Genomic DNA, 20,440 nt, shown 5'->3' on the forward strand with positions numbered 1-20,440 from the left:
TCCCGACTATCCTGGCATCGCGAGGAGCCGCACGGTCAGCAGGGGGAGAGCGATGGACGAGGTGCCGCCTCCCGGCGAGGAGACCGGTGACGAGCACCCGGCCAGGCCCCTTACCGAGAGGGAACGGGAGCTGATGGCCTTCGAGCGCCGCTGGTGGCGCCGTCCCGGGGCCAAGGAACAGGCGGTCAGGGAGACCTTCGGCATCTCCTCGACCCGCTACTACCAGCTGCTCGCCGAGCTGATCGACAGGCCGGAGGCGCTCGCCCACGACCCGATGCTGGTCAAGCGCCTGCGCAGACTCCGCGAGACCCGCAGACGCGAACGCGCCGCCAGGAGGAGGGGTTAGCTGCTGGTGTTCCAGTGGTCTTAACGACATGTAGCACGGTGTAATGTCCGCGTGAACTTGAAGGAGCAGGTAGCGGTAACCGGGGTCTCGTACGTGACCGCACGGCGGCAGTACGCGGCCGGGACGCTGCCCGTTCCCGCCTACCGACTCGGTCGGCTCATCATGGCCGGTGAACCGCTGACCGGCGCTGTGGTGCGTGCCCGGATCAGCCTGGACCGGCAGGTCACCCGGGCCACCGTGTGGGCCACTGGGCAGCACCTCGCGGCGGCCACCGAGGGCGGCCAGGCGTGAAGACAGTCCAGGCATACCGGTTCGCCCTGGACCTTACCCCGGGTCAGGAGCGCAACGTCCTCGCACACGCCGGGGCCGCCCGCCTCGCGCACAACTGGGCGCTGGCCCGGGTCAAGGCGGTCATGGACCAGCGGGCAGCTGAACGCACTTACGGTGTTACAGACGAGCGACTCACCCCGGCGTTCTCCTGGTCGCTGCCCACGCTGCGCAAGATGTGGAACGCCGCCAAGGCGCAGGTCGCGCCGTGGTGGGCCGAGTGTTCCAAGGAGGCGTTCAACACCGGTCTGGACGCGCTGGCCCGTGCGTTGAAGAACTGGGTCGACTTTCGCACCGGCAAGCGCAAGGGGCGGCCGGTTGGGTTTCCCCGGTTCAAGTCTCGTCGCCGCGTCACACCGTCGGTGCGGTTCACGACGGGGGCGATCCGGGTGGAGCCAGACCGGATGCATGTGGTGCTGCCCCGGCTGGGCCGGTTGAAGCTGCACGAGTCGGCCCGCAAGCTGGCCCGCCGCCTCGACAACGGTACGGCCCGGACCATGTCCGCCACCGTCCGGCGTGACGGCGGCCGGTGGTACGTCTCGTTTACCGTCGAGGTTGATCGAGCTGAGCGGGTCCCGGCCCGGCCCGGTTCGGTGGTCGGCGTGGACGTCGGAATCAGGCATCTGGCGGTGCTGTCCACCGGTGAGCGGGTGGACAATCCACGCCACCTGACCGCCGCGCAGACCCGCTTGCGGCAGCTCGGCCGCTCCCTGTCGCGCAAGATCGGCCCGGACCGGCGCATTGGGCAGCGACCATCCAAGCGTTGGGAACGCGCTGCGGCTCGGCTTGGTCGCGCTCACGCCCGTGTCGCCGCTTTGCGCCGCGACGGGCTGCACAAGCTCACCACCCGGCTGACCCGCGAGCACGGCACGATCGTGGTCGAAGACCTCAACGTCCCCGGCATGCTGGCCAACCGGCGCCTGGCGCGGCACATCGCCGATGCCGGGTTCGCCGAGATCCGCCGTCAGCTCGCCTACAAGACCTCGTGGAACGGCGGTCGGCTGCTCGTGGCCGAGCGCTGGTATCCGTCCTCCAAGACCTGCTCGGGCTGTGGCGCGGTGAAAGCCAAGCTGGCCCTGTCCGAGCGTGAGTACCACTGTGAGGTGTGCGGCCTGGTCATGGACCGGGACCGTAACGCCGCCGCGAACCTGGCCGCCCTGGCGGCTGAGTTCGACACCGCCGGGAGTGGTCCGGTGGCAGCACGTGGAGCCGACCGGAAGACTCGCCTCGGCGGGCAGGTGGCTGTGAAGCGTGAACCCGGCACGACGCCAGTCGGTCAGACCGGGACCGTCCCGCCGCAAGTCGGGACTACTGATCATGTGCTCGCCAAAGCGCACTGAAAGGTAACGGACTACGTCCCTGATGTCCGGGGTACAGCCGCTCATGCGCGTCTGACGCCGCGCCGTACGATCATGCCGACCGGCCGACGACGAGCGGGAGAACGCCCATGGAGACCCCAGAAGGACTGCGCGCCATCCTCGCCGATCCCAAGGGAGCGGTGATCGGCCTCGACTTCGACGGCACGCTCTCCCCGATCGTGCCCGACCCGGACACGGCCAGGATCCACCCGCGCGGCCCGGCACTGCTGGCCAGGCTGGGCGGGCTGGTCGGGGCGGTCGCGGTCGTGACGGGCCGTCCCGCGGCCACGGCCGTGGAGTACGGCTCGCTGGCCGGGGTGCCCGGGGTGGTCGTGCTCGGTCACTACGGACTTGAGCGCTGGGAGGCGGGCACGCTCACCGCTCCGCCCGTCCACCCCGGCCTGGCCAGGGCGAGGGCCGAGCTGCCCCGGCTGATCGAGGGCGTCCCGGGCGCCAGGCTTGAGGACAAGGAGCGCTCGGTCGCCGTGCACACCCGGGGTACGGCCGCGCCGCAGGCCACGCTCGACGCGCTGCGCGACCCGGTCGCCAAGCTCGCGGCCGAGGTGGGGCTGGCGGTCGAGCCGGGCAAGTTCGTGCTGGAGCTGCGGCCCCCGGGGATCGACAAGGGGACGGCGCTCGGGGCGTTCCTGGCGGAGCGGGCCGCGCGTTCCGTGCTGTTCGCCGGTGACGACCTGGGGGACCTGGCGGCCTTCGCCGCGGTGCGGGCCTCGGGGCTGCCGGGGGTGACGGTGTTCAGCGGCTCGGCGGAGGCGAGCGCGGAGATCGCCGCCCAGGCCGACCTCGTCGTGGACGGCCCCGACGGGGTGATGGATCTGCTGGCCTCGATCGCCGATGCCATTGAGCGTTAAGTGACCGACAAGTGGGGGCCGTTAGCGTCCCCGCCATGAGAAAGATCGTCCTCGCCCTCGCCGCGCTCGTCGGCGCGACCGTGATCACCGTTCCCCAGACCGCCCAGGCCGCAGCCGCGGGGGCCATCACCTTCCGCGGTATGACCCTCACGATCCCCTCGGGGTGGCGGGTCCACCGTGACGCCGACCGGATAAAGGTGATCACGGGCCGGTGCGTCAAGCCGACCGCCGGATATTTCACACCGAAGTGTGAGGCGTTCTGGATCTTCGGCCCGAAGGCGCTCAAGTACGGGCAGGAGGGTTTTTCTTCCTACACGGGAAAGCAGCCGTTCTACCCCGCCAGTGACGTGCAGCGCTGCCCGTTCGACGGCGGGAGCGGCCAGGTGATCGGCAAGGCGTACTTCAAGGGACTGCGCCCGGTGGGACGCGGGCACAAGGCGGCCTTCACCGGCTGGAACGGCCGGTGCGTCAGGTACGACAACGGTAGGCAGACCGCGACCTTCCACCAGCGCGAGTGGTTCCTGCCCACCTCGAAGATCCTCGTCGTGGACGTGTGGGACAACCCACGCCTGGTCGGCGTGCTCGCAGGGGCTACCTGGAACTGACCAGGATGCCGCCGACGGCCAGCACGATCATCACCGGCACCATGAGGAAGGCCTGCCGGGTGCCGGAGACGTCGGCGAGCGCCCCCAGCAGGAACGGCCCGACACCCGTCGCCGAACTCGAATAGAGGGAGGCGACGCCCGTCGCCCGCTCTGGGCGTCCGGCCGTGGCCGTCAGCACGCGTGAGAGTGCCAGCGGGAAGTGCAGGGAGACCCCGATCCCCGAGACGAGCAGGCCGGCGTAGGCCGTCACGGGGGTCGTGCTCGTCCAGAACAGCAGCCAGCCCACGAAGGTCAGGGCCAGTGCGCCGACCAGCAGCGACGAGGGCGGGATCCGCAGCGCGAGCCTGGCCCCGCCGAAGCGCCCGAGCGCGAGCCCTGCGGTGAAGGCGGTCAGCGCGCTGGCCGCGACCGCGGCCGACAGGCCCGTGTTGTCGCTCACCAGCTTGGCGGCCCAGAGGTTGAACGAGAACTCAAGTCCGACGCAGCAGAACAGCACCGCCCCGGCCAGGTGGAAGCGCGGGCCGAGCCCAGAGGCGCCCTTCTCCCGGGGGGCCGCGTGGTCCTCGGCGGGGCGTTCCTGGATCCACACGCGGCCCATGGCCAGCGCGAGCAGTACGGTCAGCACCGGGGTGAGCAGCAGCGCCGTCCGCCAGCCGAGCGCGCTCTGCGCCGCGAGGCTGACGACGAACGGCGCGAACAGGCCGATGGTCCCGCCGACCGCGTTGGCCTCGCTGATCGCGGACGGTCCCGCGGGGCCGTGGTGGTCGCTGAGCACGGCCATGCTCGTGTAGAGGCTGATCGAGCCCATCCCGCCCGCCAGGCCGTACCCGAGAAGCGTGACCTGTGGTGTGTGGCCGAGGATGACGAGCAGGACCCCGGCGTTCATCCCCGCGAGGCCTGTCCAGATGGTCGCGCGCCTGCCGAGGCGGCGGGTCAGCCGGGGGAGCGCCAGGCCGGTCATGACGCCGCCGACGGCCATCACGGTGCCGTGCAGCCCGGCGACCGTCTGCGAGACGCCGAGTTCGGCGCGGAGCATCGGAAGGGCTGCGCTGAGGCCGTACAGATAGGTGGCGAAGACGCCGAGCTGCAGGTAGACGAGCCAGGTCGGACGGTCACGGGTGAGCCTGGCGGACACGGGTTCCCCTGGGCATGGATGGAGCGTGGAGACTCCCTGAACTATCTCATATCAGGGCAAAATCTCAGCCAAGCGCGGCGAGCTGGTCGGCGAACCAGCGCTGCGGGGGGAGCGCGGTCGCCAGGCGGGCCAGCCTGTCGCCCCGGCCCGCGCGCTCAGGCTCGGGCATGACGAGGCCCTCGTGGAGGGCCCGCGCCGTGGCCGAGACGTCGTAGGGGTTCACCAGCAGCGCGTCCGCGCCCAGCTCGGCCGCCGCCCCCGCCTCGCGGGACAGGACCAGCGCGCTGCTCGGGGACAGCACCGGCCCCTCCTTGGCCACGAGGTTCATCCCGTCGCGGATCGGGTTGACCAGCATCACGTCGGCAAGCCGGTAGGCGGCCAGCGAGCGGGGGTAGTCGTCCTGGACGTTGAGGATCAGCGGGTCCCAGTCCTCGGTGGCGTACTCGTCCTCGATCTCCAGGGCGCAGCGCTGCACCGCCGCGGTGTACTCCCGGTACTCGGGCAGGTCGTGACGGGAGGGATAGGCGAAGGCCAGGTGCACGACCCTGCCGTGCCACTCGGGATGCGCCGCGAGGAACTCCCGATAGGCGGTCAGGCCCCTGACGATGTTCTTCGACAGCTCGGTCCTGTCGATGCGCACGATCAGCTTGCGGTCGCCGACAAGCTGCCGCAGCGCGGCCATGTGGGACTCGACGTCAGGCTCCCTGGCCCGCGCCCACAGCGCCTGCCCGTCCACCCCGAGCCCGTGCACACCGATCCTGGTCGTACGGCCCGCATGGGTCACCGTACGGCAGGCGCGCTCGACCCTGGCGCCCAGCACGCTCTCGCAGCAGTCCATGAAGGCCGCGGCCCAGCGGTCGGTCAGGAAACCCGCCTGGTCGGCGCCCAGGATGCCTTCGAGCAACTCGGCGGCGACCTCGTCGGGCAGCAGGCCGAAGTACTCAGGCGGGGCCCACGGCGTGTGGGAGAAGTGGGAGATGCGCAGGTCGGGCCGCTCGCTCCTGAGCATGGCCGGGACCAGGGCGAGGTGGTAGTCCTGCACCATGACCTTGGCGCCGTGCGAGGCCTCCTCGGCCAGCGCCATCGCGAACGCCTCGTTGTAGGCCTGGTAGGACTCCCACTCCCTGCCGAACCTGGCGTCGAAGTGCGGTCTGTTCGGGGTGTCGTAGAGCAGGTGGTGGACGAACCACAGGGTGGAGTTGGCGACCGCGTTGTAGGCCCGCTGGAAGGTCGCCTGGGGGATGTCGAGCATCCGCAGCGCCCCGGTCTCGTATCCCGCCTGGTCGAGCCGCCCTCCGGGTGCGAGCCGTACGGCACCGCGGTCGCCGTCGGACAGGGCGGCGCAGACCCAGAGGATGTCGAGCTCCTTGGCCACCTCGGACAGGCCGGAGACCAGACCGCCGCCGCCCCTGCGCATGCTCAGCGCGCCGTCCTCCGACATGGTGAAGGAGACCGGGCCGCGGTTCGAGGCCACCAAAATCCCACTCATCTGATCCCCTCGCCCGGGGGACGTGGCTTGTCCCGAAGGTTAACCAAACGATAACCGGCGACCATAGGATGTCGAGCGACTATGACCGCTGATAGGGGCTCGTGAATGGCGCTGGACGAGACGACCGAGGAACTTGCCCGCGCAGCCGCCGGAGGCGACCACCGGGCGCTGGGCGAGCTGCTGAAGCGGATCGAGCCCGAGGTGCTTCGGCACTGCGGGCGGATCCTCCCCTTCCGGCAGGACGCGGAGGAGGCCTCCCAGGACACCCTGCTCGCCGTGGCCCGCAACATCGCCAGGTTCGAGGGGCGGGCGCGTTTCAGCACGTGGCTGCACATCGTGACCGCCAACTGCGCGCGCACCACCTACCGCTCGCTCAAGCGGCGTTCCGCCGAACAGAGCTCGGAGGAGCTGCCGCTGCACAACAAGCCGGACGTCGCCAGGGTGAGCGTGATCGCGGGCTCCCGCCTCGACCTGCTCGACGCCATGGAGGCCCTTGAGGCCGACAAGCCCGACCTGGCCCAGGCCCTGGTGCTGCGCGACATCTGCCAGCTCGACTACAACGAGGTCGCCGAGCAGCTCGGCATTCCCCTCGGCACGGCCAAGTCGCGCATCCACCAGGCCCGCAAATACGTGCAGGGAGCGCTCGGCGACGCCTACGGCTTCTGACCTTTGTCCGCCTGATGACACACTTCGTCTCGTTTGGCGAGACAACACGTCAGAAACGCCGCAAGGCGAGGTAGAGTGCTTGAGACCTGCGTGTCAGGTCCACAACTGAACATTGCTCATCCAGAGGGGTGGAGGGACCGGCCCTGCGAAGCCCCGGCAACCCTCCCGGTTCAAGACTCGCGATCTGGCGAGGGGTCGACCGGGACAGGTGCCAATTCCGGTCTGTGACCAGGGTGGTCGCAGACGAAGATGAGGGAAAGGCCTCGCTTCATGGCGCTCGCAACCACTACCACCTCCACCTCGCTCGACTTCGGCCCCGCCGTCGCGCTGTCCTGTCGCGAGTGTGGCGCCCGCTACGAACTCGGTCCGAGCTTCGCCTGTATCGAGTGTTTCGGGCCCCTTGAGATCGCCTACGACTTCGGGCGTGTCACCCGGGAACAGATCTCACAGGGGCCGGCCAACATCTGGCGCTACCGCTCCCTCCTTCCCGTCCCCGTGGACGTCGCCTCCAAGCCCAACACCGAGCCCGGCTGGACCAGGCTCGTCAAGGCCGGCAACCTGGCGCGCGAGCTGGGCCTGCGCTCACTGCACGTGAAGGACGACTCGGGCAACCCCACCCACTCCTTCAAGGACCGCGTGGTCGCCATCGCCGTCGAGGCGGCGAGGAACTTCGGTTTCCACACCCTTTCCTGCTCCTCGACCGGCAACCTGGCGGGCGCGGTGACCTCCGCCGCCGCGCGGACCGGGCTCGACGCCTGCGTGTTCATCCCCGCGGACCTTGAGCAGGGCAAGATCGTCATGGCCTCGGTCTACGGTGGCAAGCTGATCGGCATCGACGGCACCTACGACGACGTCAACCGCTTCTGCTCCGAGCTCATCGGTGACGAGCTCGGCGACAAGTGGGGCTTCGTCAACGTCAACCTCAGGCCCTACTACGCCGAGGGCTCCAAGACCCTGGCCTACGAGATCGTCGAGCAGCTCGGCTGGCGCATCCCCGAGCAGATCGTCATCCCCGTCGCCTCCGGCTCCCAGCTCACGAAGATCGACAAGGCGTTCAAGGAGCTGATCGCGCTCGGCCTCGTCGAGGACACGCCCTACAAGATCTTCGGTGCCCAGGCGGAGGGGTGCTCCCCGGTCTCGGCGGCCTACAAGGCGGGCCACGACGTGATCCGCCCCGTGAAGCCCGACACGATCGCCAAGTCGCTGGCCATCGGCAACCCCGCCGACGGTCCCTACGTGCTGGACATCGCCAGGCGCACCGGCGGCGGGGTCGAGGACGTCACCGACCCCGAGATCGTCGAGGCCATCCACCTGCTCGCCAGGACGGAAGGCATCTTCGCCGAGACCGCGGGTGGCGTCACCGTCGGGGTGCTGCGCAAGCTGGTCGAGTCGGGGCGGATCGACCCCGACGCCGAAACGGTGGTTCTCAACACGGGTGACGGCCTGAAGACCCTTGACGCGGTCTCTGACCAGGCACGTCCCACCGCTGTCATCCGGCCCTCACTCGACGCGTTCCGCGCGGTCGTCGCCTAGAACTCGTGAAAGGTACTGAATGATGAGTGTTTCTGTACGGATTCCGACGATTCTCCGTACGTACACCGGCGGCGTGGCCGAGGTGAACGGAGAGGGCGAGACCCTGCGTGACGTTCTCCAGAAGCTCGACGCCGACTTCCCGGGGATCGGTGCCCGCATTCTCGATGAAACGGGCAAGATTCGCCGTTTTGTGAACGTCTATGTCGGTGATGAGGATGTCCGTTTCGCCGACAACCTCGACACCGTGACGCCGTCCGGAGTGCAGATCTCCATCATTCCCGCGGTGGCCGGAGGCTGAGCCCCGGCGAGGGCGCCGGGGGCCTGGAGAGGCCCCCTGGCGGCCCGTGGCGCCCACTGCCATGGAACGGCGCCCCTGGAACACCTTCCACGACACCCGCACCGGCCCGGCCGCGTGCGGGTGTCGTCATTTGTGATGCAAGCTCACATTTTTCTCCCGAGACATAATGTAATATTTAACTAACTAGTAGTGATAGCAAAACTATGGTGGCGTGTTGAATGCGTCCGTAAAGCGGTAGTTTGCTGGTTGACTCTGTTGCCCTACGGGCTCCCACAGGTATGGTCGAGGACGATCGACGTAGGCGATGTCTCCGCCTCGGAGATTGAGGACCTCGCGAGAGGAATGGGCGGCGTCCTCAAGTCCAGTAAGAGGAGTCGGAAGTGGCGCAAGGCACCGTCAAATGGTTCAACGCGGACAAGGGCTACGGCTTCATCGCGGTAGACGGTGGTAAGGATGTTTTCGTCCATTACTCCGCGATCATGATGGATGGCTACCGTGCGCTCGAACAGGGCCAGAGGGTCGAGTTCGAGATCACACAGGGACAGAAGGGACCCCAGGCGGAATCGGTCCGGACGGTCTGATCCCGTCTTCCGTCAGTTCGTCGGGAACCCGCTGGCGCATCCCGCGGCAGCGCAGTTCGCGCGGATCGCCCTCGGCATGTCGGCCCGGCCCGCCGCTCCCATCGGCGGGCCGGGCCTTCGCCTAAGCTGAGAGCGGGCCAACCCGACGAGACCGGGTCAACCTAATCTGAGACCAGGTCAAATGGACCTTGGCTTGCACTCGTCGGGGGAGAGTGCTAAACAGTGGATTAGCACTCCTCGTTGGAGAGTGCCAAAACCCTGGATCGAGTCGATGAGGCCCGCCGAACGGAGTCGCGGGCCTACATGCCGTCGCGGGCGTCGTCTCGGTCTGGTGCAAGCCACCCTGTGTTTGGGAGGTCTAGCCGTATGGCAGCCAAGATGATCGCGTTTGACGAGGACGCCCGGCGCGGTCTCGAGCGTGGTATGAACCAGCTCGCGGACGCCGTCAAGGTGACCCTCGGCCCCAAGGGCCGCAACGTCGTGCTGGAGAAGAAGTGGGGCGCCCCCACGATCACCAACGACGGTGTCTCCATCGCCAAGGAGATCGAGCTTGAGGACCCGTGGGAGAAGATCGGGGCCGAGCTCGTCAAGGAAGTCGCCAAGAAGACCGACGATGTCGCGGGTGACGGCACCACCACGGCCACCGTGCTGGCTCAGGCACTGGTCCGCGAGGGCCTGCGCAACGTCGCCGCGGGCGCCAACCCCATGTCCCTGAAGAAGGGCATCGAGGCCGCCGTCGAGCGCGTCTCGGAGGAGCTTTCCAAGCTTGCCAAGGACGTGGAGACGAAGGCGCAGATCGCCTCCACGGCCTCCATCTCCGCGGGTGACCCGCAGATCGGCGAGATGATCGCCGAGGCGATGGACAAGGTCGGCAAGGAAGGTGTCATCACCGTCGAGGAGAGCAACACCTTCGGTCTGGAGCTTGAGCTCACCGAGGGCATGCGCTTCGACAAGGGCTACATCTCGCCCTACTTCGTCACCGACCCGGAGCGTATGGAGGCCGTCCTCGACGACCCCTACATCCTCGTCGTCAACTCCAAGATCTCCGCGAACAAGGACCTGCTCCCGGTTCTCGACAAGGTCGTGCAGGCCGGCAAGCCGCTGCTGATCATCGCCGAGGACATCGAGGGCGAGGCCCTGGCGACCCTGGTCGTCAACAAGATCCGCGGTCTGTTCCGCTCGGTCGCCGTCAAGGCGCCCGGCTTCGGTGACCGCCGCAAGGCCATGCTGGGCGACATCGGCATCCTGACCGGTGCCCAGGTCATCAGCGAGGACCTCGGCCTCAAGCTTGAGTCCACCACGCTCGACCAGCTCGGCCGCGCCCGTCAGATCATCGTCACCAAGGACGAGACGACGATCGTGGACGGTGCCGGTGACGCCGAGCAGATCGCGGGCCGGGTCAACCAGATCCGCGCCGAGATCGACAACACCGACTCCGACTACGACCGCGAGAAGCTGCAGGAGCGCCTGGCCAAGCTGGCCGGTGGCGTGGCGGTCATCAAGGCCGGTGCGGCCACCGAGGTCGAGCTCAAGGAGCGCAAGCACCGCATCGAGGACGCGGTGCGCAACGCCAAGGCGGCCGTGGAGGAGGGCATCGTCCCCGGCGGCGGTGTGGCGCTGCTGCAGGCCGGTGCCAAGGCCTTCGACAAGCTGGAGCTGTCGGGCGACGAGGCCACCGGTGCGGCGATCGTGCGCAAGGCGCTGGAGGAGCCGCTGAAGCAGATCGCGGTCAACGCCGGTCTTGAGGGCGGCGTCGTGGTGGAGAAGGTCCGCAACCTGACCCCGGGTGAGGGCCTCAACGCCGCCACGGGCGAGTACGTCAACCTGTTCGAGTCGGGCATCATCGACCCGGCGAAGGTGACGCGTTCGGCGCTGCAGAACGCCGCCTCGATCGCGGCGCTGTTCCTGACGACCGAGGCCGTCATCGCCGAGAAGCCCGAGAAGGCCGGTGCCGCTCCCGCCGTTCCCGGCGGCGGCGACATGGACTTCTGAGTCCGGCGCTTTCCCAAAAGAGGCGACCCCGAGGTGCCGGGGTCGCCCCTTTTTGTTTTCCACCCGATTTCTTTCCGGCCCGTGAAGGGACGCGTTTTACCCGCGTTTCTCATGGGACGTTCGTTTACGGCCCGGCGCCGGGCCTCAGCGGAGCTGGGCGGGCAGGTCGCCGGTGTGCAGGACGGTCAACGAGGTCACCGCCCTGGTCAGAACCACGTAGAGACGGGCGAGACCGCGTGGCTCGGCGGACACGATGTCGGCGGGCTCGACCACGATGACGTGGTCGTACTCAAGACCCTTGGCCAGGGTCGCGGGAATCACCAGGAGACGGTGCTCCTCGGCCGTGTCCTGGCTCAGTACCCCGTGCTCCACGGACCCCAGGGCGGCCGAGACCGTGGCCACCGCGGCGTCGGGGGCGATCACGCCGATCGAGCCCTCGCGGGAGAGTGTCTCGCGCACCACCTCCGTCAGGGACGCGGCAAGGTTGGCAGCGGGCCGTACGGACAGGGAGCCCTCGCCGGGGCGCAGGGAGCGGGGCGGGGCGAGGTCGGGGGCGACGGAGGGCAGCAGCCTGGCCGCGTAGTCGAGGACCTCGCGGGGGACGCGGAAGCCGAGGGTCAGCTCGGTGACCACCCCGTCCTCGAAGCCCAGGTGGGCCAGGACCTCCTTCCACGAGCGGGCCGACCAGGGCGTGGTGCCCTGCGCGAGGTCACCGAGAACCGTCGCCGATCCCGTACGGCAGCGCCGCCCCAGCGCCCGCAACTGCATGGCCGACAGGTCCTGGGCCTCGTCGACCACCAGGTGGCCCAGCGGGGCGGTCCGCTCGATCATGTCGCCGAGCTCGTCCATCAGCGCCCCGTCCGCGGCCGACCACTTCGCGGAGCGGAAGGTCTTGGCGGGCTTGGCCCACAGCAGCGTCGCCTGCTCCTCGGCGGTCAGGTCGTCCCTGGCCGCGGCGGCGAGGAAGTCGGGGTCGCCGAACAGCCGGTGCAGGACCTGCTGCGGGGTGACCTTCGGCCACACGGCGTCCACCAGTTGCTTGACCGGCTTGGACCTGGCGACGGCGTCCTGCACCCGGTCGTCCGGGGACTCGCCGCGCTGTTCCATCCGGACGAGCACCAGGTGGGCCAGGCGCTGGGCCAGGGCCGCGCGGCCGGGGGCGTAGCGGGTGGTGCCGCGCAGCGAGGCGACGATCTCGCGGACCTCGTGGTCGGCCACCCGGTAGCGGTTGATCCCCTTGGTGAACAGCACGCCCTCGGTCGGCTTGACGATGTGCGCCCACAGCGCGCGCCTGAGCACGGGCACCATTCGGGCGTCGCCCTTGATCGCGCTGACTGCGGGGTCCTCGGGCGTCGCGTGGTCGCCCAGGATGTCGGCGACGGTCGTCTGGTCCACCTTGACCTCGCCGAGTGCGGGCAGCACCGAGGAGATGTAGGACAGGAAGGCGCGGTTGGGGCCGACGATCATCACCCCGGACCTGGCCAGCCGTTCCCGGTGGGTGAAGAGCAGGTAGGCGGCCCGGTGCAGGCCGACGGCGGTCTTGCCGGTGCCGGGGGCTCCCTGGACGCAGACGGTCGTGCCGAGTTCGGAGCGGACGATCTCGTCCTGGTCCGGCTGGATGGTCGCGACGATGTCGCGCATCGGGCCGGAGCGGGGCCGTTCGATCTCCTCGGTGAGGATCCTGCTGTGCCCGCTGCTGTGCCCGAGGGCGTCGTCCTGGTCCAGGCGTTCGTCCTCGTAGGCGGTCAGGTCGCCGCCGTGGTAGCCGAATCTGCGGCGCCGTACGACACCCATCGGTTCGGCGGGGCTGGCCTGGTAGAACGCGCGGGAGATCGGGGCCCGCCAGTCGATGACCAGGGGGCGGCTGCGGTCGTCGTGGACGTGCCTGCGGCCGACGTAGACGGTCGGGGGCAGGTCGTCGTCGACCGCGCGGTCCAGGCGGCCGAAGAACAGCGGGGTGCCCGCGTGGTCGGCCAGCGCCGCGACCCGCTGGTCGAGCAGCGACTGGAGGATCTGCTGGGAGACCCAGTCGCCCGCGGCGTCGGCGGACAGGGACTGGGCGTGCTCGCGCATCGCGCGCAGGGCGGCCCGGGACAGGGCCAGGTGCGTGCGCTCGGCGGCGAGGATCTCGGCGGGGTCGGTGATCTCGTCGGTGTTCTCGTCGGTGGTCTCAGAGGGGGACAATGGATGTCCGGGCACGCGAAAGCGCCTCCTGTTCGGTAAGCGAGGGTGGTCGTCCAAGGCAGCGAATCCACCAGCCTAGCGACGTGCCCCAACGGCTCAAACCGATTAACCCCCGCGTGCCTTGCGTGAGCGCGCTACCACCGTCCGTGTTTGTGCGTCCAAATCGCTAAAAAGGCGGGAAAATCCAGTGACGCGCGCAGATCATGGGGGTATGTCGCCAGTGGCCGTCGAGGCCTAGCGAGGGGGTGGTTGCTTTGGAGAAAGCCTGCGGAATCTCGTGGACCTGACACGAACGACGACGTGTTCGCCATGGGAACGCTAGTCGCCGGCGAGCACGTCGTCAGCGTCGATGATCTGGTAGGCGTATCCCTGCTCGGCCAGGAAGCGTTGCCGGTGCGCGGCGAAGTCCTGGTCCACCGTGTCACGGCTGACCACGGAGTAGAACCGCGCCCCGCCGCCGTCGGCCTTCGGGCGCAGCACCCGGCCGAGCCGCTGGGCCTCCTCCTGCCGTGACCCGAAGGTCCCCGACACCTGCACGGCGACCGAGGCCTCGGGCAGGTCGATGGAGAAGTTCGCCACCTTGGAGACGACCAGCACCTGGATCTCCCGGTCGCGGAAGGCCTGGAACAGCCGCTCGCGCTCCTTGATCTTGGTCTCCCCCTTGATGACGGGCGCGCCCAGGTGCTCGCCGAGCTCGTCGAGCTGGTCGATGTACTGACCGATGATCAGCACCTGCTCGTCAGGATGGCGCCTGACCAGCGCCTCGGTCACCCGGGTCTTCGACGGGGTGGTCGCGCAGAAGCGGTAGCGCTCCTCGGAGTCGGACATCGCGTACGCGAGCCGTTCCTCGTCGCTCAGCGTGACCCGCACCTCGACGCAGTCGGCGGGGGCGATCCAGCCCTGGTTCTCCATCTCCTTCCACGGCGCGTCGTAGCGCTTGGGCCCGATCAGGGAGAACACGTCGCCCTCCCTGCCGTCCTCGCGCACGAGCGTCGCGGTCAGCCCGACCCGCCGCCTGGCCTGCAGGTCGGCGGTCATCCTGAAGATCGGGGCGGGCAGCAGGTGGACCTCGTCGTAGACGATCAACCCCCAGTCGCGGGCGTCGAACAGCTCCAGATGGCGGTAGACCCCCTGCCTGCGGGTCGTCATCACCTGGTAGGTGGCGATGGTGACCGGCCGGATCTCCTTCTTCGTCCCGGTGTACTCGCCGATCTCGTCCTCGGTCAGCGAGGTCCGTTTGATCAGCTCCTGCTTCCACTGGTGCGCGGAGACCGTGTTGGTCACCAGGATCAGCGTCGTCGCCTTCGCCTGGGCCATCGCCGCGGCGCCCACGATCGTCTTGCCCGCGCCACAGGGGAGCACGACCACGCCGGAGCCGCCGTGCCAGAACGCCTCGGCGGCCTCCCGCTGGTAGCCGCGCAGCAGCCAGCCGTCCTCCTTCAGCGCGATCGGGTGGTGCTCGCCGTCCACGTATCCGGCGAGGTCCTCGGCGGGCCAGCCGATCTTGAGAAGGAGCTGCTTGATGTTGCCGCGCTCACTCGGGTGCACCGCGACGGCGTCGGCGCCGATGCGCTCGCCGAGCAGCGGCTGGATCTTCTTCGACCGCAGGACCTCCTCAAGGACGGCCCTGTCGGTGCTGGTCAGGACGAGTCCGTGGACGGGGTGCTTGTCCAGCCTGAGCCTGCCGTACCGCGCCATGGTCTCGGCGATGTCCACGAGCAGGGCGTGCGGCACCGGGTAGCGGCTGTGGCCGATCAGCGCGTCCACGACCTGCTCGGCGTCGTGCCCGGCCGCCCGCGCGTTCCACAGCGCCAGCGGGGTGATCCGGTAGGTGTGCACGTGCTCGGGGGCACGCTCAAGCTCGGCGAACGGCGCGATCGCCTTGCGGCACTCGTCTGCCCTGTCGTGGTCGACCTCAAGCAGCAGGGTCTTGTCCGACTGGACGATCAGCGGTCCGTCACTCACGGCTTCTCCCTCGTTGTACGGCGGGCGAGCCCATGGTCGCACTCCCCCGGGGAACTCGCCCACCGCCTCCCCGACCTCGTATGTCCAACGGCGTCGAGGCCCGGGACAATCCCGGACGGCTCAGTCGAAGGCGCCGTTCACTCCGGCGATGATGATGCCGCCGACCCCCAGGACGACAAGTGCGACGTTGATGCCGATGCTGATCCAGGTCCACTTGAGCAGGTTCTTCGCCCCGTGGGGATCACGCTCGACCTTGCTGAGGGCGACGGCCGACAGGATGACCCCGGCGAGGCCGCCGAGGCTGACGTAGCAGGTGATGGCCAGGAAGATGCTGACGACCAGCGCGACGATCGCGTGCGTCCTGGTGCCGTCCACGTGCTGCTGGGGACCCGGATAGGGGCCGGGGCCGTACGACGGGGGGTACTGCCCGTAGGGCGACTCGCCGTAGCCCGGGGTCACGGGGTAGGCGGGCTGGCCGTAGCCCTGTCCGTAACCCTGCCCGTAGCTCTGGTCGTAGGACGGTTGCTGCTGGTTGTAGTTCTGGCCCGAGCCCTGACTCGGCTGGGTGTGCTGCAGGCCGTACCCCTGGTCGTAGGAGGGGGTGCCGTAGCCGGGGTTCTGCCCGGGACCGGTGCTGTAGGGGCTCTTCCAGTCGTCGGGGTTCGCGCTGGGGCCTTCGGGGGGACCACTGCTCACGGGAGCGTCTCACTTCCTCTTCTTCCGTGCACCAACGACCCCCACCGTAGGGGAAACCGGGAAATCCGGGCGCTCACTCGACGTCGGAGATGCCGGTGATGCGGTGCAGGGCGAAGCGGTGCACCGCGGCGCGGGTCTCGTCGTAGGCGGTGAGGTAGCCCCCCTCCATCCGGGCGGGTTCGAGGATTCTGCTGGTCGCGTTGCCCTGGGAGTCGAGGTAGCCGATCCAGACCTGGGACCCCTGCCGGATGGCCTCGCGCAGGGCGTTGATCGTCGCGGTCGCCGGGGAGCGCGGGACCTGCCCCGCGGGGGCGTCGACGGGGACCCTGCGGGCCAGGTGTGCCGCGTCACCCGCCCGCACGGCCCGTACGGCGGCCGCCACGACCTCGGCCTCGGGGCCGGTGAACGTGACGGGCTGCCGGGGGACGGGCTGTCCCTCGGTCCTGCGGACGTCGAGCTGCGCGATGATCACGTCACCGTCGAGCGACTCGGCGGCCGGGGCGTATCCCATCGCGCGCAGCGAGTCGACCAGCGTCCCCCGCGAGGTCTTCGAGGCGATCACGGTCGGGGCGAGCCTGCGTAGCCGCAGCGGGACGGCACGCCGGTCGGCCATCACCTCGTCGAGCAGGGAGGAGTCGTCACACCTGATGTAGGCGCTGGCCGTACCGACACGCATGCGGCCGTGACGGCGGGCCACGTCCGTGACCAGGTAACTCAGGGGCTGCGGCACGGGGGTCGCCGAGTGGCGCTCCAGCATGGCCAGCATCTCGTCGGCGCCCTGCCCCGCGTCGAGCGCCCGCCTGACGGACTGCTCGCAGAACCGGTAGACCGTCGCGCCCCCGGTGGACTCGATGTCCGCGGCCAGCGCCAGCCAGCGCCTCAGGTCGCCGGTGAGGGGGCCCGGGGCCACGGCGGTCAGGTCGGCCTGCAGGAGCACGTGGTCGAGCGGCTCGGGCAGCAGCGGCGCCAGGGCCTGGGCCGCCGCCCCGGAACGGCCGCCGCACGACAGCAGGGCGCGGCCGTGCCCCGCGATCACCCCGAGGCCGGTCATCCCGATCTGCTCCGCCTCGCGCAGCGTGAACTCCACGAGCTGGTCACGCCTGCCGCCACGGCGGCGCGGCTGCTCCCACGCCAGACGCCCAAGCACCGACTCGATGCCCGGCGAGACCCCGGGGCCCGCCGCGGCGAGTATGCCGAGCGTGGTCGAGCGCACCTCGGGGGCCGAGGAGCGCCGCAGGTCGGGATGGAGCGCGTTGAGCAGCCGGTCACGCTCGTCACGCTCGCCGATCATCCCGGGGACCCGGTCCATGGACAGCCAGCCGGAGGCCAGCGTCACCCAGCGGTCCTCGGTGCTCTTGACCCGCCAGGCGTCGTAGAGCGGCGTCGGCAGCCAGTCGCCGTCGACCGAGCCGCTCGCGGCGACCAGCCCCACCGCGTGGGCCACCTCGATGACCAGCCCCGCCGCCCACTCGGGCAGGTCGAGCAGGCCGGTGGTCCGCTTCAGGTCCCGTACGGCCAGGCCGCCGCCGCGCAGCACGCCGGGCGGGTCGGCGCTCCAGCGCTCGCACAGCTCCTCGACCGCCCGCACGAACGTGAAGGCCTGGCCCGCCGCGGTGCGGTCGGCCAGCGCCTGGTCACGGCCCGTGCCGTCGAGCGGGGGCGGGACGGGCGAGAGGTCCCGGTGGATGCGGCCGCCGCGCAGGAACAGGCCGACCTCGCGGGGCAGGGTGACGCTCTCGTCCCCGGTGGCGGCCAGCAGCGCGCGGGCGAGCAGCTGCTCGATCGGGGACTGGGCGCTCTCGGCGCGCACCTGTCTGCGGGCGTTGGGCACCCGGCCGCTCGGCGGCCCCCATGCCAGCTCGTTGAGCGCGGACCTGGCCTGTGGCGAGACGTCCTCGACGAGCCGCGCGACGACCTCCCGGTCACCGAGCAGCTCCGCCAGGGCCTGCCTGGTGTCTCCGCTCTCACCGCCCGCGTCCTGGACCAGCTCGGCGAGGCGTTCGGCGGGGTGGTGCCTGAACGCCTCGACCGCGGGCGGGCCGAGCCCGGCGGGCGTCTCCAGGATCTCCCTGACCCCGGGGGCGGGAACCAGGGCGTTCTGCGGGCCGTACACCAGGGCGAGGGTGCGCAGGCGCTCGACGGTCTCCTTGAGAGCGGCCCGCAGCGTCGCGACGGTGACCCCCTCGGGCAGCGCGCGGGCAAGCTGGTCGCGCAGCGCGCGCTGGTCGACCGGGGACGGCAGCACCACCAGGGTCTCGACGACCGAGAGCGTGAACCGGTCGAGCCGGTCGAGCACGCGCCCGATGGCCGACGGGCTGCTCGCCCGCCCGGCCAGGCCCTCGACGTGGGCGGGGACCGGGGTGATGAGTTCGGGCCGAACCGTGACCAGCGCCCGCAACTGCTCGTCGCTCCGCTCGCGCAGCCACTCGGTGAACTCCGTGCTCATTCCGTCAATGGTAGGAGCCCTGACCGACAAAGCTAGGTTTGGGAAAGTTCGGGTTCGCGGGGACATCCGTTGGCCATGGGGAGCAGGCCGAGCGCGAGGGACACCCAGGAGGCGACGAAACGGTCACGACCGGCCCTTCCCGGAGGCTCGCCGACGGTCTCCTCGAAGAGCAGGTGGTGGACGAGCGCGCCGCCGAGCACCGCGCCGACCGCGGACGGATCGAGGTCGGCCCCGCCGTACTCGGGCTGGGAGAGCAGCCACGAGCCGACCGCGTCGAACATCGGCTGCAGCAGCCCCGCGCGCACGACCTCGACCAGCTCGGGGAAGCGCCCGAGGTCGCGGAAGAACACGAGGATCAGCTCGCTCTCCTCGCCGACCCCGGCGAGCCCGGCCCCGCACAGGCGCGTCAGCCGCTCCCCGACGGGCAGCGCGGGATCGGCGGCGCCCATCGCGGCGATCCTGGCCTCGGCCCGCACGGCACGCTCGTTCACCGCGGCGGCCAGCACCTCGTATTTGGACCTGAAGTGCCGGTAGAGGCCACCCGCGCCGGGGGACAGCCCGGCGGCGGCCTCGATCTCGGCCACCGAGGTCGCCGCGTAGCCCCGCTCGGCGAACAGGCGCAGGGCCTCTTCGAGGATCCGCTCCCGCGTCGATCTGGTCATCTCCCTGCTGACACCTCCACCGCGACCCTATGCGGCGGGGGTGCGGGGTGCGGGTTCCCCGACCGGGCTATCCCTGTTCGGTGAGGATTTGGCATCCTGCCAGGGGCACTCACGGGAGTTTCGGAGGGGAAAAGGGCGATGGACGCGGTCGGGTTCGACCTGGACATGACGCTGGCCGACACGCGTGCCGGTATCGCCGCGGTCTACGACGAACTGGCGCTGCGCGTCGGGGTGTTCATCGACAGCGCCGTCGTGGTCGCCAGGCTCGGGCCGCCCCTGGAGTGGGAACTGGCCAACTGGCTGCCCGCAGAGCGCATCCCCGAGGCCGTCACGATCTACCGGGCGCTGTACCCCTCGATCGCCGTCCCGGTGACCACCCCGATGCCCGGGGCCGCCCAGGCCGTCGATGCCGTACGGCGCGCGGGCGGCAGGGTCATCGTGGTGACCGGCAAGAACCCCATGGACGCGGAACGGACGGTCAGGGCCCTGGGGTTCGACGTGGACGAGGTCGTCGGATCGGTCTTCGGTCCCGCGAAGGGGCCCGCGCTGGTGAGCTTCGGCGCCGCCGCCTACGTCGGGGACCACGTGGCCGACGTCGAGGCGGCGAAGGCGGGCGGGGCCTTCAGCGTCGGGGTCGCCACCGGCCACCATCAGGCGGAGGAACTCCGTGGCCACGGCGCCGACGTGGTGCTCGCTGATCTGACCGAGTTCGCCGAATGGTACGGCGGTTGGCGTAGCCCAACCGTATTCGTGTAATTCAGGGCTGAATACACGGTCGCTCCCAGGCCGCGCTGGGCATAACCTACATCCATCCTTTTCACGACAGTCTGAACGAGGTCACCCCTGTGCCGAGTGGCAAGGTCAAGTGGTACGACGCCGACAAGGGTTTCGGCTTCCTCACCCGCGACGACGGCGGTGAGGTGTTCGTGCATTCTTCCGCGCTCCCCGGTGGCGTGGAATCCCTCAAGCCGGGACAGAAGGTCGAATTCGGCGTGGCCGAGGGGCGCCGTGGACAGCAGGCGCTCTCGGTGCGCGTGATCGACCAGCCCCCGACTCTCGCCAAGGTCGCCAAGCCCAAGGGCAAGCGCAAGAAGCCCGACGAGATGGTTGTCATCGTGGAAGACCTGATCAAACTGCTGGACTCGGTCTCGATGTCCTACCAGAAGGGCAAGCACCCCGAGGCCGCGCACGCCAAGAAGATCGCCGCGGTGCTGCGCGCCGTGGCCGACGACCTGGACGAATGATCCCCGCCCGCCTCTCCTGCGCAGGAAGGAGAGGCGGGCGGGCG

At 69.8% G+C, this 20,440-nt stretch carries 19 protein-coding genes and 1 riboswitch; of the genes, 12 read left to right on the plus strand and 7 right to left on the minus strand.

All coding sequences use genetic code 11. From position 1 onward, the window contains the following. Positions 1–52 precede the first annotated feature (52 nt). The 5 genes from FHS44_RS23115 (at position 53) to FHS44_RS23135 (ending at position 3,505) form a co-directional block, all read left to right on the plus strand. Positions 53–346 carry a DUF3263 domain-containing protein gene (locus FHS44_RS23115; RefSeq protein ID WP_184718033.1) on the plus strand — a complete coding sequence of 98 codons (294 nt, stop codon included), beginning with the start codon at positions 53–55 and terminating at the stop codon, positions 344–346. A gap of 51 nt (positions 347–397) precedes the next feature. Next, complete coding sequence (locus FHS44_RS23120; protein WP_184718035.1) at positions 398–637, plus strand: hypothetical protein; 240 nt, start codon at positions 398–400, stop codon at positions 635–637. Further along, a complete protein-coding gene (gene tnpB, locus FHS44_RS23125; protein ID WP_184718037.1) occupies positions 634–2,013 on the plus strand; it encodes an IS607 family element RNA-guided endonuclease TnpB in 1,380 nt (459 codons plus the stop codon). The genes FHS44_RS23120 and tnpB overlap by 4 nt, the downstream gene beginning before the upstream one ends. 107 nt (positions 2,014–2,120) lie before the next feature. Next, complete coding sequence (otsB, locus tag FHS44_RS23130; RefSeq protein ID WP_184718039.1) at positions 2,121–2,900, plus strand: trehalose-phosphatase; 780 nt, start codon at positions 2,121–2,123, stop codon at positions 2,898–2,900. A 35-nt stretch (positions 2,901–2,935) separates the two neighbouring features. After that, a complete protein-coding gene (locus FHS44_RS23135) occupies positions 2,936–3,505 on the plus strand; it encodes a hypothetical protein (protein ID WP_184718041.1) in 570 nt (189 codons plus the stop codon). On the opposite strand, the gene FHS44_RS23140 is transcribed toward FHS44_RS23135, so the two are convergent. After that, complete coding sequence (locus FHS44_RS23140) at positions 3,492–4,640, minus strand: MFS transporter (RefSeq protein ID WP_184718043.1); 1,149 nt, start codon at positions 4,638–4,640, stop codon at positions 3,492–3,494. The genes FHS44_RS23135 and FHS44_RS23140 overlap by 14 nt on opposite strands. Before the next feature lie 64 nt (positions 4,641–4,704). After that, positions 4,705–6,129 carry an alpha,alpha-trehalose-phosphate synthase (UDP-forming) gene (locus FHS44_RS23145; RefSeq protein WP_184718045.1) on the minus strand — a complete coding sequence of 475 codons (1,425 nt, stop codon included), beginning with the start codon at positions 6,127–6,129 and terminating at the stop codon, positions 4,705–4,707. A gap of 105 nt (positions 6,130–6,234) precedes the next feature. Between FHS44_RS23145 and FHS44_RS23150 the strand changes: the two genes are divergently transcribed. The 5 genes from FHS44_RS23150 to groL all read left to right on the plus strand — a co-directional run bounded on the left by FHS44_RS23150 (position 6,235) and on the right by groL (position 11,199). Then, positions 6,235–6,795, plus strand: a complete 561-nt coding sequence (locus FHS44_RS23150; RefSeq protein ID WP_184718047.1) for an RNA polymerase sigma factor — start codon at positions 6,235–6,237, stop codon at positions 6,793–6,795. A gap of 113 nt (positions 6,796–6,908) precedes the next feature. Then, a riboswitch (SAM riboswitch) is annotated at positions 6,909–7,051 on the plus strand. 14 nt (positions 7,052–7,065) lie between these two features. Next, positions 7,066–8,328 (plus strand): threonine synthase, encoded by a 1,263-nt coding sequence (thrC, locus tag FHS44_RS23155; RefSeq protein ID WP_184718049.1) that lies wholly within the window; start codon positions 7,066–7,068, stop codon positions 8,326–8,328. A gap of 22 nt (positions 8,329–8,350) precedes the next feature. Further along, positions 8,351–8,626 carry a MoaD/ThiS family protein gene (locus tag FHS44_RS23160; RefSeq protein WP_184718916.1) on the plus strand — a complete coding sequence of 92 codons (276 nt, stop codon included), beginning with the start codon at positions 8,351–8,353 and terminating at the stop codon, positions 8,624–8,626. A 380-nt stretch (positions 8,627–9,006) separates the two neighbouring features. Further along, positions 9,007–9,207: a cold-shock protein gene (locus FHS44_RS23165; protein ID WP_113704857.1), complete on the plus strand. Its 201-nt coding sequence runs from the start codon at positions 9,007–9,009 to the stop codon at positions 9,205–9,207. A gap of 366 nt (positions 9,208–9,573) precedes the next feature. After that, positions 9,574–11,199: a chaperonin GroEL gene (groL, locus tag FHS44_RS23170; protein ID WP_184718051.1), complete on the plus strand. Its 1,626-nt coding sequence runs from the start codon at positions 9,574–9,576 to the stop codon at positions 11,197–11,199. 144 nt (positions 11,200–11,343) lie between these two features. On the opposite strand, the gene FHS44_RS23175 is transcribed toward groL, so the two are convergent. The 5 genes from FHS44_RS23175 to FHS44_RS23195 form a co-directional block, all read right to left on the minus strand. Beyond that, the gene (locus FHS44_RS23175) at positions 11,344–13,398 is read right to left on the minus strand and encodes a HelD family protein (RefSeq protein WP_184718053.1); all 2,055 of its coding nucleotides are present in this window, start codon (positions 13,396–13,398) and stop codon (positions 11,344–11,346) included. 303 nt (positions 13,399–13,701) lie between these two features. Then, positions 13,702–15,348 carry a DNA repair helicase XPB gene (locus tag FHS44_RS23180; RefSeq protein ID WP_184718055.1) on the minus strand — a complete coding sequence of 549 codons (1,647 nt, stop codon included), beginning with the start codon at positions 15,346–15,348 and terminating at the stop codon, positions 13,702–13,704. A 120-nt stretch (positions 15,349–15,468) separates the two neighbouring features. Further along, a complete protein-coding gene (locus FHS44_RS23185) occupies positions 15,469–16,044 on the minus strand; it encodes a DUF4190 domain-containing protein (RefSeq protein WP_184718057.1) in 576 nt (191 codons plus the stop codon). 73 nt (positions 16,045–16,117) lie between these two features. Next, positions 16,118–18,490, minus strand: coding sequence for a helicase C-terminal domain-containing protein (locus FHS44_RS23190; RefSeq protein ID WP_184718059.1), 2,373 nt, complete (start codon positions 18,488–18,490; stop codon positions 16,118–16,120). A 32-nt stretch (positions 18,491–18,522) separates the two neighbouring features. Further along, positions 18,523–19,152 carry a TetR/AcrR family transcriptional regulator gene (locus FHS44_RS23195; RefSeq protein WP_184718061.1) on the minus strand — a complete coding sequence of 210 codons (630 nt, stop codon included), beginning with the start codon at positions 19,150–19,152 and terminating at the stop codon, positions 18,523–18,525. Between the two features lie 138 nt (positions 19,153–19,290). Between FHS44_RS23195 and FHS44_RS23200 the strand changes: the two genes are divergently transcribed. Together FHS44_RS23200 and FHS44_RS23205 are read left to right on the plus strand one after the other, a co-directional pair. Continuing rightward, positions 19,291–19,908, plus strand: coding sequence for an HAD family hydrolase (locus FHS44_RS23200; RefSeq protein ID WP_184718063.1), 618 nt, complete (start codon positions 19,291–19,293; stop codon positions 19,906–19,908). 89 nt (positions 19,909–19,997) lie between these two features. Next, positions 19,998–20,396: a cold-shock protein gene (locus tag FHS44_RS23205; RefSeq protein ID WP_184718065.1), complete on the plus strand. Its 399-nt coding sequence runs from the start codon at positions 19,998–20,000 to the stop codon at positions 20,394–20,396. Positions 20,397–20,440: the final 44 nt, after the last annotated feature.

The sequence above is a fragment of the Streptosporangium saharense genome (genome assembly GCF_014203715.1).
Classification (GTDB): Bacteria; Actinomycetota; Actinomycetes; order Streptosporangiales; family Streptosporangiaceae; genus Streptosporangium; species Streptosporangium saharense.

Excerpts from the sequence above, each read along its gene's own strand:
- FHS44_RS23115 (WP_184718033.1), top strand. The coding sequence starts at position 53 with ATGGACGAGGTGCCGCCTCCCGGCGAGGAGACCGGTGACGAGCACCCG.
- otsB (WP_184718039.1), top strand. The coding sequence starts at position 2,121 with ATGGAGACCCCAGAAGGACTGCGCGCCATCCTCGCCGATCCCAAGGGA.
- FHS44_RS23135 (WP_184718041.1), top strand. The coding sequence starts at position 2,936 with ATGAGAAAGATCGTCCTCGCCCTCGCCGCGCTCGTCGGCGCGACCGTG.
- FHS44_RS23145 (WP_184718045.1), bottom strand. The coding sequence starts at position 6,129 with ATGAGTGGGATTTTGGTGGCCTCGAACCGCGGCCCGGTCTCCTTCACC.
- FHS44_RS23150 (WP_184718047.1), top strand. The coding sequence starts at position 6,235 with ATGGCGCTGGACGAGACGACCGAGGAACTTGCCCGCGCAGCCGCCGGA.
- thrC (WP_184718049.1), top strand. The coding sequence starts at position 7,066 with ATGGCGCTCGCAACCACTACCACCTCCACCTCGCTCGACTTCGGCCCC.
- FHS44_RS23160 (WP_184718916.1), top strand. The coding sequence starts at position 8,351 with ATGAGTGTTTCTGTACGGATTCCGACGATTCTCCGTACGTACACCGGC.
- groL (WP_184718051.1), top strand. The coding sequence starts at position 9,574 with ATGGCAGCCAAGATGATCGCGTTTGACGAGGACGCCCGGCGCGGTCTC.
- FHS44_RS23190 (WP_184718059.1), bottom strand. The coding sequence starts at position 18,490 with ATGAGCACGGAGTTCACCGAGTGGCTGCGCGAGCGGAGCGACGAGCAG.
- FHS44_RS23195 (WP_184718061.1), bottom strand. The coding sequence starts at position 19,152 with ATGACCAGATCGACGCGGGAGCGGATCCTCGAAGAGGCCCTGCGCCTG.
- FHS44_RS23200 (WP_184718063.1), top strand. The coding sequence starts at position 19,291 with ATGGACGCGGTCGGGTTCGACCTGGACATGACGCTGGCCGACACGCGT.